This window comes from Paenibacillus sp. fava2, from assembly GCF_058313675.1.
In genome coordinates this window covers 2,787,283-2,803,462 of record NZ_CM177755.1, presented here as the reverse complement: position 1 = coordinate 2,803,462, position 16,180 = coordinate 2,787,283, and the positions used below count along the sequence as shown (strand labels likewise).

At 55.6% G+C, this 16,180-nt stretch carries 14 protein-coding genes, 1 tRNA gene and 1 pseudogene; 5 read left to right on the top strand and 11 right to left on the bottom strand.

The window, feature by feature from the left end:
• Positions 1-27 precede the first annotated feature (27 nt).
• Both AC4G46_RS11880 and AC4G46_RS11875 read right to left on the bottom strand, forming a co-directional pair.
• The gene (locus AC4G46_RS11880; RefSeq protein ID WP_491128096.1) at positions 28-936 is read right to left on the bottom strand and encodes a GNAT family N-acetyltransferase; all 909 of its coding nucleotides are present in this window, start codon (positions 934-936) and stop codon (positions 28-30) included.
• A 51-nt stretch (positions 937-987) separates the two neighbouring features.
• Positions 988-1,446 (bottom strand): MarR family winged helix-turn-helix transcriptional regulator, encoded by a 459-nt coding sequence (locus AC4G46_RS11875; RefSeq protein ID WP_491128856.1) that lies wholly within the window; start codon positions 1,444-1,446, stop codon positions 988-990.
• Positions 1,447-1,577: 131 nt separating this feature from the next.
• Here AC4G46_RS11875 and AC4G46_RS11870 point away from each other — a divergent pair.
• Positions 1,578-2,445 (top strand): annotated as a pseudogene (locus AC4G46_RS11870) (SDR family NAD(P)-dependent oxidoreductase).
• A gap of 10 nt (positions 2,446-2,455) precedes the next feature.
• Here the strand turns inward: AC4G46_RS11870 and AC4G46_RS11865 are convergent.
• The 3 genes from AC4G46_RS11865 to AC4G46_RS11855 all read right to left on the bottom strand — a co-directional run bounded on the left by AC4G46_RS11865 (position 2,456) and on the right by AC4G46_RS11855 (position 5,072).
• Complete coding sequence (locus tag AC4G46_RS11865) at positions 2,456-3,655, bottom strand: MFS transporter (protein WP_491128855.1); 1,200 nt, start codon at positions 3,653-3,655, stop codon at positions 2,456-2,458.
• 119 nt (positions 3,656-3,774) lie between these two features.
• Positions 3,775-4,800, bottom strand: a complete 1,026-nt coding sequence (locus AC4G46_RS11860) for an ROK family protein (RefSeq protein WP_491128095.1) — start codon at positions 4,798-4,800, stop codon at positions 3,775-3,777.
• Positions 4,801-4,988: 188 nt separating this feature from the next.
• Positions 4,989-5,072: transfer RNA gene (locus AC4G46_RS11855), tRNA-Leu, on the bottom strand.
• A gap of 168 nt (positions 5,073-5,240) precedes the next feature.
• Here AC4G46_RS11855 and AC4G46_RS11850 point away from each other — a divergent pair.
• The gene (locus tag AC4G46_RS11850) at positions 5,241-5,696 is read left to right on the top strand and encodes a YhjD family protein (RefSeq protein WP_491128094.1); all 456 of its coding nucleotides are present in this window, start codon (positions 5,241-5,243) and stop codon (positions 5,694-5,696) included.
• A gap of 73 nt (positions 5,697-5,769) precedes the next feature.
• On the opposite strand, the gene AC4G46_RS11845 is transcribed toward AC4G46_RS11850, so the two are convergent.
• The 3 genes from AC4G46_RS11845 to AC4G46_RS11835 all read right to left on the bottom strand — a co-directional run bounded on the left by AC4G46_RS11845 (position 5,770) and on the right by AC4G46_RS11835 (position 7,071).
• Positions 5,770-5,988 (bottom strand): hypothetical protein, encoded by a 219-nt coding sequence (locus tag AC4G46_RS11845; RefSeq protein ID WP_068728179.1) that lies wholly within the window; start codon positions 5,986-5,988, stop codon positions 5,770-5,772.
• 86 nt (positions 5,989-6,074) lie between these two features.
• Positions 6,075-6,392: a hypothetical protein gene (locus tag AC4G46_RS11840; RefSeq protein ID WP_491128093.1), complete on the bottom strand. Its 318-nt coding sequence runs from the start codon at positions 6,390-6,392 to the stop codon at positions 6,075-6,077.
• Positions 6,393-6,498: 106 nt separating this feature from the next.
• Positions 6,499-7,071: a xanthine phosphoribosyltransferase gene (locus tag AC4G46_RS11835; RefSeq protein WP_068728181.1), complete on the bottom strand. Its 573-nt coding sequence runs from the start codon at positions 7,069-7,071 to the stop codon at positions 6,499-6,501.
• Between the two features lie 179 nt (positions 7,072-7,250).
• Between AC4G46_RS11835 and AC4G46_RS11830 the strand changes: the two genes are divergently transcribed.
• The gene (locus AC4G46_RS11830) at positions 7,251-8,366 is read left to right on the top strand and encodes a YkvI family membrane protein (protein WP_491128092.1); all 1,116 of its coding nucleotides are present in this window, start codon (positions 7,251-7,253) and stop codon (positions 8,364-8,366) included.
• A 6-nt stretch (positions 8,367-8,372) separates the two neighbouring features.
• On the opposite strand, the gene AC4G46_RS11825 is transcribed toward AC4G46_RS11830, so the two are convergent.
• The 3 genes from AC4G46_RS11825 to AC4G46_RS11815 form a co-directional block, all read right to left on the bottom strand.
• Positions 8,373-11,543, bottom strand: a complete 3,171-nt coding sequence (locus AC4G46_RS11825) for an AAA family ATPase (RefSeq protein ID WP_491128091.1) — start codon at positions 11,541-11,543, stop codon at positions 8,373-8,375.
• Positions 11,544-11,671: 128 nt separating this feature from the next.
• The gene (locus AC4G46_RS11820) at positions 11,672-13,087 is read right to left on the bottom strand and encodes a metallophosphoesterase family protein (protein WP_491128090.1); all 1,416 of its coding nucleotides are present in this window, start codon (positions 13,085-13,087) and stop codon (positions 11,672-11,674) included.
• 6 nt (positions 13,088-13,093) lie between these two features.
• Complete coding sequence (locus AC4G46_RS11815; RefSeq protein ID WP_491128089.1) at positions 13,094-14,230, bottom strand: glycosyltransferase family 4 protein; 1,137 nt, start codon at positions 14,228-14,230, stop codon at positions 13,094-13,096.
• Positions 14,231-14,415: 185 nt separating this feature from the next.
• On the opposite strand from AC4G46_RS11815, the gene AC4G46_RS11810 reads away from it, so the two are divergent.
• Both AC4G46_RS11810 and AC4G46_RS11805 read left to right on the top strand, forming a co-directional pair.
• The gene (locus tag AC4G46_RS11810; RefSeq protein ID WP_491128088.1) at positions 14,416-15,813 is read left to right on the top strand and encodes an RsmF rRNA methyltransferase first C-terminal domain-containing protein; all 1,398 of its coding nucleotides are present in this window, start codon (positions 14,416-14,418) and stop codon (positions 15,811-15,813) included.
• A gap of 116 nt (positions 15,814-15,929) precedes the next feature.
• A complete protein-coding gene (locus AC4G46_RS11805; protein ID WP_198536574.1) occupies positions 15,930-16,019 on the top strand; it encodes a sporulation protein YjcZ in 90 nt (29 codons plus the stop codon).
• The last annotated feature ends 161 nt before the right edge of the window (positions 16,020-16,180 follow it).

The window sequence follows — 16,180 nt, the reverse complement described above, 5'->3', positions numbered from 1 at the left end:
TTTCATCGCAGAGTGCGTAACGGGTATTTATACTCCGGATCCGTTAAGTGCATATCTGAAGCAGACTGCAGATTCAGCCTCCCTGAAGCCCTCACCGGTATACAGCGCCTTTGCCTGTTCATTTTCTGCGTTCACACACAGGATGCTCCGGCTATATCCGTTATTCTTTGCCGTGTGAAGCGCTGCCCGCAGCAGGACTCTTCCAAGGCCTTTCCCCTGATACTCCGGCAAAAGCGCCAGCGGGCCGATGTTCATAATCGGCTCACCGCCGTATTCATCGTCCGAGCCGCGGACAACACCCACGGCCTTGTCCCCGTGGTACAGCAGCAGCATTCCATCCTCAATATATTCCGCTCCTGCAGTCATTGTCTTTACCATCTCCGGAGTTACCGGCGTTTCACTGCCCTGCAGCCTGGCGAAGCCGGCATTTCTGACCTGGCACCATACATCCTCATCTGTCCCCGGACGAAACGCTCTCAGATCAAAAGGTTCCGGCACGCCGGCATCTGGCAGCTCCCCGATGTCACGGATAAGCAGATAGGAATACCGCTCCACCGTGAACCCTGCGGCAGCAAGCTTTTCCAGCTCATCCGGATTTGTGGACGGGACAAAAATATTCAGCTTATCCAGTCCGGCTGTATGCTGAAGCACCGTCCGCAGCATTCCGCGGTACACTGCCGGGTCCTTCGGCTCTGCATGCAGAATCCGAAGCCGCGCCTTCCGCCCTCTGCGTGCGTAATCATTAAGCATCAGCGAGGCCGCTCCGGCAATATCTCCCCGCTCATTCACTGCAATGTATGTCGGATTCTCCGCATTCCGTTTAAACGCTGCAAGCTCTTCATCGCTGAGATAGGAATCATCCAGCAAACTGCGGTGTTTCCGGCAATAGTCCAGAAAGCCTTCGGTTTCACCCTGCTCCAGTGCTTTGATTATCAAATTCTCTCCCCCTGCGCTATAGAAAATACCTTCAGCTATGTTCACCCGGATTCAAGGGTTCAAGCCGTTAAACTGCTTAAGCATTTCAACAAAATCATATAGCTGCTTATCCTTCCAGCCGGCAATCCGCTCATAAAAAACAGTGCCCTTCTCTTTAAGCGCCTCCGCGATCTTCTCCTGCCCGTGCCCGGTAAGCGAGAGCAGAATGGCCCGCCCGTCCTCCGGAGACGATTCTCTCTTGACATAACCCAAGGCTTCCAGTTGTTTGATCAGGCGGCTTACCGAACTGCGGTCCATTGCTGTGGATTCCGCCAGCACCGCAGCACTGGCCGGGCCATAAGAATACAGCCAGCGGATGAGGTGAAAAGCCGCCGGCTGCAAAGAATCATCGAACCGGGCCGCTGCCCTCACATTGATGGCATGGGACGCGCTAAGCAGCGCGTTCAGCTGTTCTCCGAGCGCTGCTTCAAGCGCTTCTCTCCCTGCATCAGCCAAGAAATCTCTACTCAATCTGTTCACCTTTCTTCCTTCAGTTCAGAATGAATGCCCAATATAGTTGACATATATCAACCATATTATTATGATGGACATATATCAACTATATCGCGATACCATTATATCACATGAAGGAGACTGAACCCATGTCTAAAAATCCTGTTGCAGTCATTACCGGAGCAACCAGCGGACTCGGGCAGCTGGCTGCCGCTACGCTGGCGCAGCACGGCTTCAGGCTTGTATTGACAGCCCGGAGCAAGGAACGTGCCGAAGCGACAGCACTCAAGATCAGACAACAAGCCCCCCGGGGCGCAAATCGACTTTTATTACGGTGACCTCTCGTTAATGAAAGATGTCCGCAAAGCCGGACAAGAAATCCTTACCTCTCATCCGGCAATCGACGTATTGTTAAACAATGCAGGTATCCATGCTTTTGAACCGCGTGTCACTTCTGAAGGTTATGCTGAAATGGTTGCTGTCAATTATTTAGCCCCCTGGCTGCTGACACAGATCCTTCAGCCCTCTCTATTGAAGGCCGGGCAGGCCCGGGTAGTCAATGTTGCCCCCGAAGCTTCACGCCGTCATGGAACGCTGCAGCTGCCAGGGGATTTAAGTGACACCCGCCCGTTTACAGCACGCGGCTCCTCCGCGCTTTACGGCAAAACCAAGCTGCTCAACATTATGTTCACCGCTGAGCTGGCCCGCAGATGGTCCGGCAGCGGAATCACTGTGAACGCCCTGAATCCGGGGTTTAACGTCACGGGTCTTGGTCGTGAACTAAGATTTGCCGGGGTAATCGAACGACTGTTAAAAGGGCTTCATATCGGCGATCCCCGCAGAGGGACAGATATCATAATCCGGCTCATTCTGGAGCCTGAATACGGTAAGATAACCGGCGGATATTTCAATGTCGGAACCGGCAGGCCCATTGAACCTGTCTTCCCTGGCAATGATGCAGCACAGCAGAAAAATCTGTGGGAAGCTACGGAAGACCTGCTCTGCAAAAGGGATTAACGGATGCCGGTCAGATCAGCTCGCCGCGTTTGCTCAGGAACCGGTACAGTACAAAGGCGCATACCGCACACAGCAGGGCACACAGGCCGATAAATCCGTATCCCGCCTGTAACCCGTGCAGCAGGGCATTCGGGTTATTTTCACCATACAGCTTCTTCACCGCTTCGATCACAAAGCCGATCACATAGTTCCCGATTACACTTCCCAGTCCCATCATGGTAACAGTAAACGTAATAGCTGTATCGCTTCCGCCCGGATAACGTTTGGCAATAAAGGCCATCACGGTCGGATAGATCATCGCAATCCCGAGGCCTGCAGCCGCGAACAGAAATGCCAGGGACTCTCCCCCTGCAATAGCCGCAAAGGTACAGACAGCGGAGAAGCCCGAGAAAATAATCAGCGACAGGGTGAAGCCGATTTTGTCCGTCACCGGTCCGAGCACAAGCCTGCCGACCGAAAACAGCAGGAAGAAAACTGACAGCAGGCCGGATGCCTTGACGGTATCCCAGTCGTATGCCTTCTCCAGAAAATTAACCAGCCAGCCGCCGACGGCCAGCTCAGATACAACGCCGAAGGACAGGATCAGCACCATCCACCACAGGGCAGGGTCCCGTCTTAATTCCTTGAACGGCGTACGGTGCTCAGCCGGCATATCATCTCCCGGAAAGGTGCTGCGCAGCGCAGTCAGGATCGGCAGCACCGAGAGCGAGAGCATGACCAGATACATTCCCCGCCAGTCCAGTTCATGGCCAAAAAGGTGTACAGACATCATGCCTGTAGCGATCAGCGGGGCAACTGTGGAGCTTAGTCCATAGAAAAAGTGGGACAGGTTCATCATAGTCCCGACATTTTTAACAAAAATACGTGCCCCCAGGATAGCCAGGGCAATCTCCAGCATCCCGTTACCGATGTACATCAGGAAATAAGATGCCGCGAACGCAGGATAGGCATGGGATACAAAGATAAAAATACCGGACAGCAGCATGGAGGCAAAGGACATGATGCTTGTCGCCTTGATTCCGAACTTGCGCACCAGTATAGCGGTGAATGAACAGGCGATCAGATAGCCGAGGGCGTTCAGGGACAGCAGACTGCCCAGCTGCTCCTCGTTCAAAGCAAAGTCAAACTGAATCCGCGGGATAGCCGGTCCTTTAATATTTTCCGAAATACCGAAGATAATAAAGCCTAAAAAGATCGTCACAAGCTGCATGGCATAGGTTTTATTAAATGAGGTTGTGCGCTGTTTCAACTTGATGGCCTCCTGAAGAATTTGATGTTATTGGACAAATGAGTATAACAATGGACAAAGGGACTGCGTGAACCCGTCCGTTATTTCCGTTCCACCAGCTGCAGCCGGTAAGTGAGACTCTCCAGCGTAAGCGCAGTTAGGCCGGTTTTGTATTCCTCCTGTGTATTGTTCTTGATAAGCAGCGCTGGCAGATGCTCTTCCGGTATGTATTGCCGGCAGCCGTCAAGCAGCTCCTCTGTCATCGAAGGATGGGTCAAATCGCCTGTGACCGCAATGGAAACCGGATTAAGGACCGTTATGATGGAAGACAGCATATGAGCTGCTACAGACACGAACGTATCCTTGCTATGCAGCTTTTTCAGCTGCTCCTCCCGTGAAAGGCCAACCGGAAAATAAGAGATCTCCCCTGCAAAATTGGTCGAGCCCGTCACCATGCGCCCGTTAACGATAAAGCCCGCTCCCGGAAAATGATTGTCAGGAAAGGTTACCACGGCAAACGGCTGATCCTCCTCCAGATTCTGAAGCTGATAAAAGCCGTACACTGTAGCATTCATATCATTCTCGATGATGATGTCCATATTGTACATCTCACTAAGCTGCTCACCCAGCGGCACCCCGGCAAGTGCAGCCACATCACAAATTCCGATAACCCCGCGGTGCGCGACTCCCGGAATGCCGATGCCGGCTGCTTTTACATTGCGGTGTCTCCCGACAAGCTCACCGACCAGAGAATGAATAGTATCGGCATCAATATAGTCAAAATGCCGGGTCCCCTCCTCCACCTGATCACCTGCCAGATTGACAATAAGGTAGGTTATGGAATGACGGCCGCCTTCCGTCTTCACCATCAGACACAGTACACAGGCATAATCAGCATTGAACATATACTGCCTGGCAGGACGCCCGCCGCTCGATTCCTCCAGCTCCAGTTCAATCACCTCACCGCTGCGGACCAGCTCATTCAGAATACTGCCGCAAGTGGCTACGCTCAGCCGCGTCATATTGGCGATTGACGCCTTCGTGCCTGTACCGGCAGCCTTCAGCGTATTTTTGACCAGCTCAACATTAATCTTCTTGACTTGAGCGGTGTTGTGGGATATTGGCATGGTTGGCCCCTTCCTGTTCCCTGAGTTATTACAACTCTTTTAATAAGTGCAAATATAATGGCTTTGGGCGCTGCTGTCAAGGGGGCGGCTATAAACAACAGATCAATACGGGGATATAACTAAAGCGCATTTCACGCAAAAAAAGACCCGCAATTGCCTAAGGCATTACGGGTCTTTCTTCATTAGGATGCGGTCGAGAGGACTCGAACCTCCACGGTATTGCTACCACACGGACCTGAACCGTGCGCGTCTGCCAATTCCGCCACGACCGCAAATTCTGTTGTGCCACTCTCGCGGCCACAAGATAGATCTTACCATGTACGGACATAAGAGTCAACATTTTTTTATTTTCATTATTTTTTGGATAATTATTGCTTTTCATTATAAATTTAAGGTATAATAAGAACAAAAGTTCGCATACTATAAATGAGGTGATTTATATGGCGACTACTACCAGAACCACTCTGAACACACCAATTATCCCTGAAGATATAACCAAAGACGAACTGTCCCTTGTGAGAAGCTATCTGCTGCTGACGTTTATTCATAAAGTATTCGAGCGTGATTGCCGGGTAATCGGCAAGAGCGGTTTATTTAAGACTCCCCAGCTCTACATGGAGCTGGTTACGGGCGCAACCAAGAAGACTTCGCTGATGCTGCAGGAGGTAACCCGTGAGCTGACCTCCCACAATCTGAAGATCACCACGATCCGTCAGGATCAGCGCGGAGTAGAAGCCTCCTATGCCTGCCGGGGCTATACCGGCGAGATCAACATCCAGTGGCCGGGCTTCCGTAATGAGATGATGCAGCGCATGCGCGCTTATCTCGGACTGAATCCCGAGCTCGCCGTACTGCCCAAGAACGAGAGCGTTGAACAGATGGCTATGTCCATCTGATGGTTATCAGCCTGTATGCAAGAAGCCCCGTCCATACCCGGACGGGGCTTCTCTGCGTTTAACGCGCTTAATCTTATAAATCCTCCAGCCCTTTACGCGGCTCCGAGTACGGCTGGAAAATGTAATTGCGGTCGAGCTTGACTACATGCTTATTTGGACGGCGCACCATCACCTGGGTCTCATTCCAGGCCAGGATTATACCTCTTACATCATTGCTCTGGAGTGCGTCACGAATGACACGCACCTTCTCACCGGACAAACGGTAAGCATCCAATTCTTCATCACTGATCATGTTCCTAACCCTCCAATACAAAAAAGCTTGTCTATTCAAAAAAAGACCCAAATGAGAATCCATTTGGGTCTTGCTTGACTAAGATCCTATATCAGCGCTTCATTCTTCTCAAACCAGAAATCAAGAACTTTAGCGGACATCACACGTTGTTCCAGGTATTCAACCTGATTGTCTGTGAAATTCTCTTTCCAGTTGAAATCCAGCTCTTGGCACAAACTGGTGATCGTTAAAAGTTCCGACCAGGCAACATAACGTTTATACCAGAAAAATTGAGGATGTTCAATCATATAGGGATACAGATCGTCGAACTCTGTGTGTTTACAATCCAGGGCACGCTCGAAATGATCCTTGGCCTCGGTTAGCTTATCAATAAAAAATTGCTCTGTCACCGGTTCTTTCCCCATTGTGACGCCTCCTCTCCTATGTCTAATCTTTATTATAAAGGAAAAGTTATAGGGTGAAAAGAAGATGTTTTAAAAATAGGCTTTTGTTTGGATAATTGTCACTGAATTAATCGGCGAAATGAACCTTCCCGTCTTCCAGCGACTCTATACGGACCAGCGATTCCAGACGGATACCCTGATCTCTGATCGTACGGGCTCCTGCCTGGAAGCACTTCTCCACGACGACTCCCATCCCGGCAAGCTCAGCACCGGAACGCTGGATAATCTTGATCAGCCCGCGCGCAGCATCACCGTTGGCAATAATATCATCAATAAACAGAACTTTATCTTCCCGGGAAATATACTGGCGGGACAGCATGATGTCGGTAACAATCCCTTTGGTAAAGGACGGAACCCGTTCACACAGGGCATCAGGATCAGCCAGCAGCGTTTTTTTGCGGCGGGCAAATACAAGCGGCACCTTCATTTCCAAAGCGGTGGCAAACGCCACGGCAATACCCGAGGATTCCACAGTGACCACCCGTGTGATCCCTGCATCCGCGAATCTCCCGGCAAACTCCCGTCCCATTTCCATCGTCAGGATCGGATCAACCTGGTGGTTGAGCAGGGCATCCAGCTTCAGCACCTGATCGGAATGGACAACCCCTTCCTCTAATATCCGCTGTTTCAATACTTCCATGACTTAGTACCCCCATTACCTTAATAATTCCAGACGCTCCGCATCCGCATACCTTCATTTCAGCTGTGCGGAAGTCATGTCCCTCTGGCTATCATCATAACCTGTACTATATGGACTGCACAAGGCAATCCGGCGGGCAACGCCCATTTTTATAATCAGAGCACACGAGGAGTGAAGCCATGAAATCGCATGTCCGCACGCTGCAGATTGCTTTCACCTATATCGGCACCATTGTAGGCGCAGGGTTTGCTACCGGCCAGGAGATCCTCCGTTTTTTTACCCGGTACGGCCACTGGGCCCTGCTTACCATCATGCTCTCCAGCATTCTGTTCGTTTGGCTCGGCACCAAGATGATGGTCATCGCCCGCCGGATCGGTGCGGATTCCTATGAGGATTTCAACCGCCATCTGTTCGGTGAAAAAGCGGGCAGCCGCATCAGCCTGTTCACCATGGTCATCCTGATCGGGGTCAACAGCATCATGCTGGCCGGCGCCGGGGCTATTTTTCAGGAGCATCTGGGTCTGCCTTATCAGGCGGGACTGCTGATTACAGTAACCGGTTCGTTCTTTTTGCTGAAGCGCGGAATGTCAGGGATTATGCAGCTTAACAGTCTGGTCGTGCCGCTGATGCTTACTCTGTCGCTTATCATCATTTTTAATACATTCGGGCTGCCGGGAGCGGGGCGGTTTCTGTTTCTGCAGACGGACAGCAGCACCTTTGGTGCCTGGATGTCCCCCTTACTCTACACCGCCTTTAATCTCAGCATGGCCCAGGCTGTGCTTGTCCCGCTGGCCCGGCATACTGAGGATGAAAAGGCGCTGATGCGCGGAGGCATTCTGGGCGGAATCGGCATCGGCTTCATGCTGCTGGCCGCACATTTTGCCATGAGCTCACAGATGCCGGGTATTTTGCAATACGAAGTCCCGATGGGCAGCATTGCCTTCCGGCTCGGCTCCATCGTTCAGCTGATCTATTTGCTGCTGATCTTCCTGGAAATCTTCAGCACCTTCATCGCCAACATTTACGGAGTCAGCGTACAGCTGCAGCAGCGTCTGCCTGTCGCCCCTGCCCTGGTCACCCCGCTGCTCATGCTGTTCTGTTATCTGTTCAGCCAGTTCGGCTTCAGCTCGCTGCTCGGGGTATTCTACCCGATCTTCGGCGCCCTGGCCCTGGTCTGGGTCAGCATGCTGCTGCGTGCACCGCTATCCCCCCCTCCTCAGGGACCTGAAGGGAAAGGCAAGGCTAAGGGCATAACAATTGTTGCAGTCAAGCCGGTTGTGCGCGGGCGGAAATGAGGGATGTTAGACGGAAATAACAGCCGCAGCCGGAATAATCCGCGCTGCCGCTTCCGCAACATAGCGGTGGCAGGTCATCATTACGATCTGCCTGGTTGCCGACAGTTCGCCTATCAGGGCCAGTGCCGCAGACAAGCGGCCTTCATCAAAATTGACGAACAGATCATCCAGCATCAGCGGCAGCCTGATCTGCCGGCTCATTGTTTCGGCCAGAGCCAGCCGGACCGCAAGATACAATTGCTCCTGTGTGCCGCGGCTCAGCAGCCCGCTGTCGAGCAGCCCCAACGCTTCATGCTCAGCTTTTAGCTCTTTATGGCCAAGGGTCATTACTATTCTCCGGTATTCCCCCTGTGTCAGCTTTGCAAAGTAGGCAGAAGCCAGCTGCAGGACCTGCGGCTGCTTCTCCTGCTCATAAATCCTTCTCGTCCGTCCGATCAGCTCTGCTGCCAGTGCCGTCACAGCATACTGGCCGGCCAGCTGGCGGAGTGCCGACCGCTGCTCCTCCAGCTGCTGGCTGACTGTGTCCCCCATGCAGCGTTCATGCAAATGCTCCTGCTCCTGCAGCAGCTTGCCCCTCTGCTCCAAAAGGATATTGCGCTCTTCTTCCAGGTTCACCGCAGCATTTTCGGCTGCAGAGCGTTCCTCTTCAAGCGCAGAAGCATCGTGCTGCTCCAGCAGCAGCTGCAATTGCTCCGCTCTGCCGCCCTCCCAGCCGGTGAACATCGCAAGCTCCCATTGGCGGATTGCTCTCACAAGCTCCGTCCGCCGCTGCACTGCCGAAGCGCGCCGCAGAAAGTCCTCGCCGTCTCCTGCTCCGCCTTCACGCAGAAGAGCCCTGCTGCGATGCACCAGACCTTCCAGCTGCCGCCTGTTCTCCACCAGCTCCTCGTGCATTTCCGCCATCCGCTCAGACAATCCCTCCCTGCGAAGCAGCTCACTCCGCAGTACATCCCACTCCCGTTTCCGGTTCTCCAGCCAGCTGAGCAAGGTGAACAGGGGGACTTCACTGCTACTGTTCTCTCCAGCCTGCTGCTGCAGTGACAAGGCTTCATGCTCATACGCTTCACACTCTGCTCCAAGCTCCCCGAGCCGCGCAGTCAGCTTGTCACGCTGGCGGAGCAGCTCATTCCCCTGCTCTACCAGCGCAAAGAGATCCGGCAGCCCTTCCGGAGACAAGCCTTCCGGCAGCTTGCGCTGACGCAGCCAGTCTGTGTACCGGCCGTCGAGTTCAGCGAACTCCGCCTCAGCGCGCTCCAGCTCCTCTGCCAGAGCGCGCTCATGCCCGGCGAGCGCCTCTACTTCTGTCCGACACGCTTCGCACTCGCCGGACAGCCGGTCCATGCGCTGCTGCCAGGCGTTCCACGCCTCCATCAGGCGGCGCAGCTCCCGCATGCCGGCTTCAAGCGCGCCGGCATCCATGCCCCTGCTCTCCGGCTCCGCACCGGAGAGCAGCAGCCCGCGCAGCCGCAGCATCTCCGCTGCGGCCGCTGCGCTATCCCCGCCGCCATGCTCCGGCGGGGTGCCCTGCCGGCCCGCTGCGCGCAGGCCGGCCCACAGGGCCAGGTCCGCTGCGGCCAGCAGGCCGAGCGCGGACCAGACGCTGAGCGGCGGGGCCCCGCTCAGCTGCAGGGCCGCCGGCAGCAGCAGCGTCAGCGCTGCGCCTGCGGCCAGCCACCGCCGGTAGCGTGCCGCCCGGCGGTTCCCTGCGCCGGAGCTGCGGCGCCCGGCGCTTTCCGGGCCGCTGAGCGGCCCGGCTATGCCGAGCTGGGCTTCGCGCCAGCGCTCGGCAGCCTGCTGCAGCTCGTCCCACAGCTGCAGCCGTTCACGCGGGCTTCGCGGGGCCAGGCCCGTGAAGCTGGCGGCGCCGCTTGCGTGCTCGCGCGCAAGCGAGCGCTCCGCCGCCTGCAGCGCAGCGGCGGCGGCGGCCAGGCGGGAGCGGAGGCTCTGCCGCTCCGCTTCCCGGGCCTCCATGCGCCGGTCGTAGCCGGCGAAGGAGGCGGCGAAGCGCCGCGCAGCTTCGCGTTCCGCTGCAGTAACTGCAAAAGCGGCAAGCTCCGAATAGCCCCACCCCGCGCCGATACTGCGCAGAATGCGCTCCAGATGAGCCTCCTGTACGGCAAGGTCGGCTTCCAGATGCTGACGCTCTGCCCGGCGGTCTTCGTAGCTCGCACGCCTGCGGTCAAGACGATCCAGCACAGGACCCTGTGCAATGAGCAGCTCGTCCGGCGGATGAAGCGCCAGCTCGGCGGCAAGCTCGTCATGCTGCCGTTGAAGCCGCTCTGCAGCGCCAGCAGCACTGCGGATTTCCGCCTCCAGCGTCTGCCACCGCACCGTGCCGTTTTCCGGAAAATCCGCGATTTCCGGCAGGCTCTCCAGCTCAAACCGGGCTTCACGCCACTTCAGCCACAGTTCACGGATATCTGCCGCTTTGCGCAGCAGCTTCAGTCTGCTGCCTGTATTGACCCTCGCAAGCTCAAGCTCTGCCAGCTTCTGTTCCGCAAGCTCAAGCGCAGCCAGATTCGCGTTATACCGGGGCAGCAAGGACCGGCTCTCGGCCATATCCCGCTCCAGCTTCTCAATCTGCTGGAGGATTTTGGCCGCCTCCTGCACTTTGCCCCGCGGTTTATACAGCTTCTCCGCTTCCTGGAACAGCTTGCGTTCGGCGCGCATAATATCACCGCCGCCGCCCATTCCCGCATGGAACAAATAGCTGCTCATTTCCTCGGACTGCAGTGCACCAAGCTCCTGCAGCTCGTCCAGCGACACAGCGAACAGCTGCCGGAACATGCTTCGGGAGATGCCGCCCAGCAGCCGGCGTTCCAGCTCTTCCTGTCCCGCCTCTTCAATCCGGCCGTCCGGATGCCGGACGGTAATACTAAGCCTTTCACTCCGGCCTTGCTGCTCCCCGCCGGCAGCGTAGCGCCGGATGATCCAGCATGCCCCCGAACGGTCGCATGCTGTTAGAATCCCCCCGTGCTGACCGCCCTGCAGCGGTTCATACCGCTCCACCGGCTGCGCCCTGCCGGGAATCCCGAACAGCATGGCCCGGATAAATTGCAGTGTGGTGCTTTTGCCGGCTTCATTGCGCCCGTACAGTACTGTGACGCCTTCCTTCAGCTCAATTTCCCGCTGCTGCAGCCGGCCAAAGCCGCTGATCTGCAACTGCTCTATCTTCATTCCGCATTCCCCCGCTCTGCCGGTCAGCCCGTCTGATACAGCTTCTACATGCCCGGCTGCTGCTTACAGTCTGTCATTCCGTTTCTTGAACTACACGTTTTATTGAAAACCGTCTGCAGCCGCTTTTACTATTCTCCAATAACACTGCCTGCGTCTACTGAAGTCTCATTCAATGCATCCGGCAATGCATCCGGGGTACCCGCTTCACTAGCAGCCTCTTCACCATAAACCGGACGGCTGCCAGCCCGCGAAGCTTCCTCCGTGCCGCTCAGCAGTGTAATGCCAAGCTCTTCGGCGCTGCGCAGCCAATCCCGCTTGTCATCGCCGTCTATGGCGGTAAGCAGCCTGCGCAGCTCGCGGTTTTCCATCAACGGCTTCAGCGCCGCCGAGAGCAGGTCCTCCAGCCCGTCTGGAGTCTGTCCGCTCCGGCCCGAGAGCCTCAGCAGTTCGCCAAGGAAACTATCCTCCTGCACAAGACGCTCCCGGTCAACCGGCAGGCCTGTCTCTACAGCAAAGCCTTCGGTCCACACCAGCCCAGCGTACATTTGCTGCCCGGCACGCACCGACTCCCGCCGCTGCAGCTCGGCCAGAAGGTCGGCAGCGGCACCTTTTTCAGACAATATTCTGTGTACGTTCCCCCGCCCGGTAAGTCTAAAGCGTACGACGGACATCAGCTGCGGAAGCTCATCACGGATTTCCTCTACTGCCCGTTCCACGGCATTTGTCCACTCTGCCTCATCTGCCAGACCGTCAATCGGAATTTCCTTCACCTGCCAGCGGACCGAATCCAGCTCACGAAAGCGCAGAGCAGTATGGCCTTCTTCATTTACATCCACTATGTAACAGCCTTTTGGGCCTGTCTCCTTGACACTGCGGCCTTGGATGTTGCCCGGATAAACTATGGCCGGACGTTCATGCAGAATACTGCGTTTATGAATGTGCCCCAGGGCCCAGTAATCAAAGCCCCGTCCGATCAGATCCCTGCGGGTGCAAGGCGAGTAGGTTTCATGCTGCAGATCCCCGTCTACATTGCCGTGTAAAAGCGCGATATGGAACAGGTTGCTGCCCGGCTTGCGGCTGAACCGCAATGCCGTATTCTCTGTTACTTTTGCCGTGGGATAAGAGATACCGCTGATTACAGCCAGCTCCGCCCCGTCACTCCTGCGGCAGGCTACGGCTTGTCCCGGCTCTCCGGCTCCGAACAGGGTGACTCCGGCAGGCAGCTCCATGTTCAGGCGCGGCCCGTCCAGCGGATCATGGTTGCCGTGAATCAGGTAGACCTGGATGCCCCGCCCGGCCAGCTCCCTGAGGGCCTCCTGAAAACGCAGCTGGCCCTGCAGCGAAGCATCCGAAACATCATACACATCACCGCTGATGACTACAAAATCGACCTTCTCCTCTACAGCTACGCCAACAAGCCGCCCGAGGGCGGCGAAGGTGGACTCCCGTAAATAGGAGCGGACAGCCTGCGGAAGCTGCGCCAGACCAACGAAGCGGCTGTCCAGGTGCAGATCCGCAGCATGCAGGAATCGGAAAGGAATCACCTAAGCTCACCCTTTCGTTTCCGGCTGGTACTGCAGATAGATTTTTTTGAGCTCGTTAGCGACCCGGGTCAGGGAATACTGGCTCTTTGCTTTATCCCATGCGGATCTCGACAGCTCATAACGGTAGCCGGGATCTGCAATCACTTTTTCGAGAGCATCGGCAAGTGCGCTCTGGTCATCCGGGTTGACCAGCAGACCGTTGACCCCGTCTTCAATCTGCTCCGGTATCCCGCCTACATTTGTACCGACCAGGGCAAGACAGCTGAGCGCAGCCTCCGCGAACACGGAACCGAATGCTTCCGCCCTTGACGGCAGTACAAAAATATCAAAAAACGGCATGAATTCCTCCGGATGCAGCGTATAGCCGTAAAAAATCGTTTCATTATAAATTCCGAGCTCCTGCGCCAGCGACTCCAGCTCACCGCGCGAAGGTCCGTCTCCGATAATATGCAGCACATATTCATGACCGCGGTTTTTCAGCTCTGCACATGCTCTGAAGAGGATATCCAGGCCTTTGGCAGGAACCAGGCGCGTAACCGTCACCAGCTGCGGAATGCTGTTATCATGCGGAACCGGCTTAAATCTTTTTTCGTCAAAACCGTTCGGGATAATGCCGATGTTCGCAGGATGATCTGTATAAGGTGCCAGATAATCGGCAAAAGCGTGCGATACCGTCATCAGCCGGTCGCTGACATGCTCAAGCTCGCGGTAAATGGAGACCAGAAACTGATGCTCCATTCCGCCTTCCTGGATAACGCCGTTAAGGATCAGCTCGCGTTCGTAACTGGAGTGAAGCGTCTGAATCAGCGGAATTTCCGGATAGATCCTCTTCATCGCCAGGCCGGCAATCGGATGATGGGCATGGATCAGATCATACTGCTTGCTCATCCGCAGCTTGGTCCACCAGATGTAGTCGCGGTAGGTCTGGATATATTTTTGCACAACCGGACTTTCGCCATATACAGTCCAGTCAAACGTTTCAAAGACAATCTCTTCGCGTCCCTTGTTCCGAATCCGCTTGGGCAGCCAGAACAAATCCATATCCCAGCGGCTGGAGCGGAACCGCTCCTGCAGGTAAGGAATCATGGAAGATACGCCGCCGGGCTGCTCCGGCGGGAAGAATAGCGCTTGCAGCAAATTCATAAGGTACATCCCCTTTTCGATTGCCCCGATTACGGTGAGACTCGGCAATTATGATATAGTTAAATATATGTACATATACAGGCAACGCTGAGGTCCCATATCTTGATTTTATCGGTATCCACCTGAAACAGCAAGGAATAAGAACACTTGAGCCTGTTTTGAAATCAACAAGAGGAGAATGACTTATGAATGAAGAACGGCTGCCCGCCGCATTTACCACTGCCATGAAAGAGATGCTGGGGCAGGAGGCAGACGCTTTTCTGCACAGCTACACGATGCCGCGGACCCAGGGCTTGCGGTTCAATACTTTAAAGAGCACCCCCGTCAGCGCTTCTGCCAGCAATGCAATCGAACAGTTCAGCCTGACTCCGGTCCCCTGGTGCAAGACAGGTTATTATTATGAGGACCCGGCCCGGCCAGGACGGCACCCCTTCCATACTGCCGGACTATATTATATTCAGGAACCGTCGGCAATGTCCGCGGCCGAGCTGCTGGCACCGCTGCCTGGTGAAACCGTGCTTGATCTGGCTGCTGCGCCGGGCGGTAAAACAACCCATCTCGCCTCCCTGATGCAGGGACAGGGCCTGCTTGTCTCCAATGAGATTCACCCCGAACGCGCCAAAATTCTGGCCGAGAACGTCGAACGTCTGGGTATCCCGCATACACTTGTAACCAGTGCTGCTCCGGACGAGCTGTCTCGGCGTTTCCCTGAGGTCTTCGACCGCATTATGCTTGATGCTCCCTGCTCCGGCGAAGGCATGTTCCGCAAAGACCCTGCAGCCATCCGTGAGTGGTCGCCCGATCATGTCCGGATGTGTGCATCCAGGCAGTGGGATATTTTGCAGGATGCCTATATCATGCTGAAGCCCGGCGGCAGAATGGTCTATTCGACCTGTACCTTTAACCGCCAGGAGAATGAAGAGACGATCGCCCGGTTTACGGCGGCTTATCCCGACATGGAGCTGCTTACTGCCAAACGGCTATGGCCGCATCTGGAAAAAGGCGAAGGGCATTTCGTTGCCCTGCTGTACAAAGCCCCTGCTCCAGCTTCCGGTGACGCGGGCAGCACCCGCAGTAAACGCAGCGGCGGAAAAAGCAAAAACGGCCCGCGCGTAAACGCTTCGGTCCGTGAAGCTTATCAGCAGTTCCTGGACTGGGCCGCCAAGGAGCTGCCCGGTTACAACGTACAGGGTACACCTGTGTTGTTTGGAGAGTCGCTGTACCTGCTTCCCGAAGCATTCAATGAGCGTCTGCATACCGGCCTGCTGGAAGGCCTCAAGGTTCCGCGCGCCGGACTGCATGTAGCGCATTTGAAGAAAAACCGCATCGAACCGGCCCATGCCCTCGCCATGGCTCTTTCACCCGAGCAGGCGGCACGCAGCTTCGACCTGTCTGCCGACAGCCCGGATATTCAGGCCTGGCTGCGCGGCGAGAGCCTGCCGGTTCCCGCTGAGCTGCACGGCTGGACGCTTGTCTGCGTAGAAGGCCTGCCTGTCGGCTGGGGCAAAGCCAGCTCGGGCCAGCTGAAAAACCATCTGCCCAAGGGGCTGAGAATCCTGAAAGCCCATCTTGACGAGTCTTAGGCAGCTGACCAGTTCAGACCTCCCTTATATGCATATGATGTCATTATCCCAAGGACGCCGCAGCCGCAGCAGGCGCGGCAATGGGAACCAGACATGAGCTAAGGGAGGAATCAGACATGGGTGCAATGCCAGGCTTTACTTCGACCGGTGCAATTTTGGTGCTCTTTATCCTGCTCGTCATCATTTCCCGTTCGTTGTTTGTCTAATTCCGTCCGGCAAGTAATGCGACAGTGACACCAAGCGGCTGCGCCGCCCTTTCCAGGGCAGTGCCGGCCGCTTTTTGGTCTGAGGGCTACTGCGGGCGGGCAGCTAAACACCCACATTTCCTCCCGCCACGCCAGCCAAACTCAAAAAAAGCATAAATCAG

What these genes read in the sequence shown, in the direction of transcription:
- AC4G46_RS11840 (WP_491128093.1), bottom strand. Translation starts at nt 6,392, where the DNA reads ATGGGGAAAGAACCGGTGACAGAGCAATTTTTTATTGATAAGCTAACC.
- AC4G46_RS11865 (WP_491128855.1), bottom strand. Translation starts at nt 3,655, where the DNA reads ATGCAGCTTGTGACGATCTTTTTAGGCTTTATTATCTTCGGTATTTCG.
- AC4G46_RS11830 (WP_491128092.1), top strand. Translation starts at nt 7,251, where the DNA reads ATGAAATCGCATGTCCGCACGCTGCAGATTGCTTTCACCTATATCGGC.
- AC4G46_RS11810 (WP_491128088.1), top strand. Translation starts at nt 14,416, where the DNA reads ATGAATGAAGAACGGCTGCCCGCCGCATTTACCACTGCCATGAAAGAG.
- AC4G46_RS11835 (WP_068728181.1), bottom strand. Translation starts at nt 7,071, where the DNA reads ATGGAAGTATTGAAACAGCGGATATTAGAGGAAGGGGTTGTCCATTCC.
- AC4G46_RS11815 (WP_491128089.1), bottom strand. Translation starts at nt 14,230, where the DNA reads ATGAATTTGCTGCAAGCGCTATTCTTCCCGCCGGAGCAGCCCGGCGGC.
- AC4G46_RS11805 (WP_198536574.1), top strand. Translation starts at nt 15,930, where the DNA reads ATGGGTGCAATGCCAGGCTTTACTTCGACCGGTGCAATTTTGGTGCTC.
- AC4G46_RS11845 (WP_068728179.1), bottom strand. Translation starts at nt 5,988, where the DNA reads ATGATCAGTGATGAAGAATTGGATGCTTACCGTTTGTCCGGTGAGAAG.
- AC4G46_RS11825 (WP_491128091.1), bottom strand. Translation starts at nt 11,543, where the DNA reads ATGAAGATAGAGCAGTTGCAGATCAGCGGCTTTGGCCGGCTGCAGCAG.
- AC4G46_RS11850 (WP_491128094.1), top strand. Translation starts at nt 5,241, where the DNA reads ATGGCGACTACTACCAGAACCACTCTGAACACACCAATTATCCCTGAA.
- AC4G46_RS11860 (WP_491128095.1), bottom strand. Translation starts at nt 4,800, where the DNA reads ATGCCAATATCCCACAACACCGCTCAAGTCAAGAAGATTAATGTTGAG.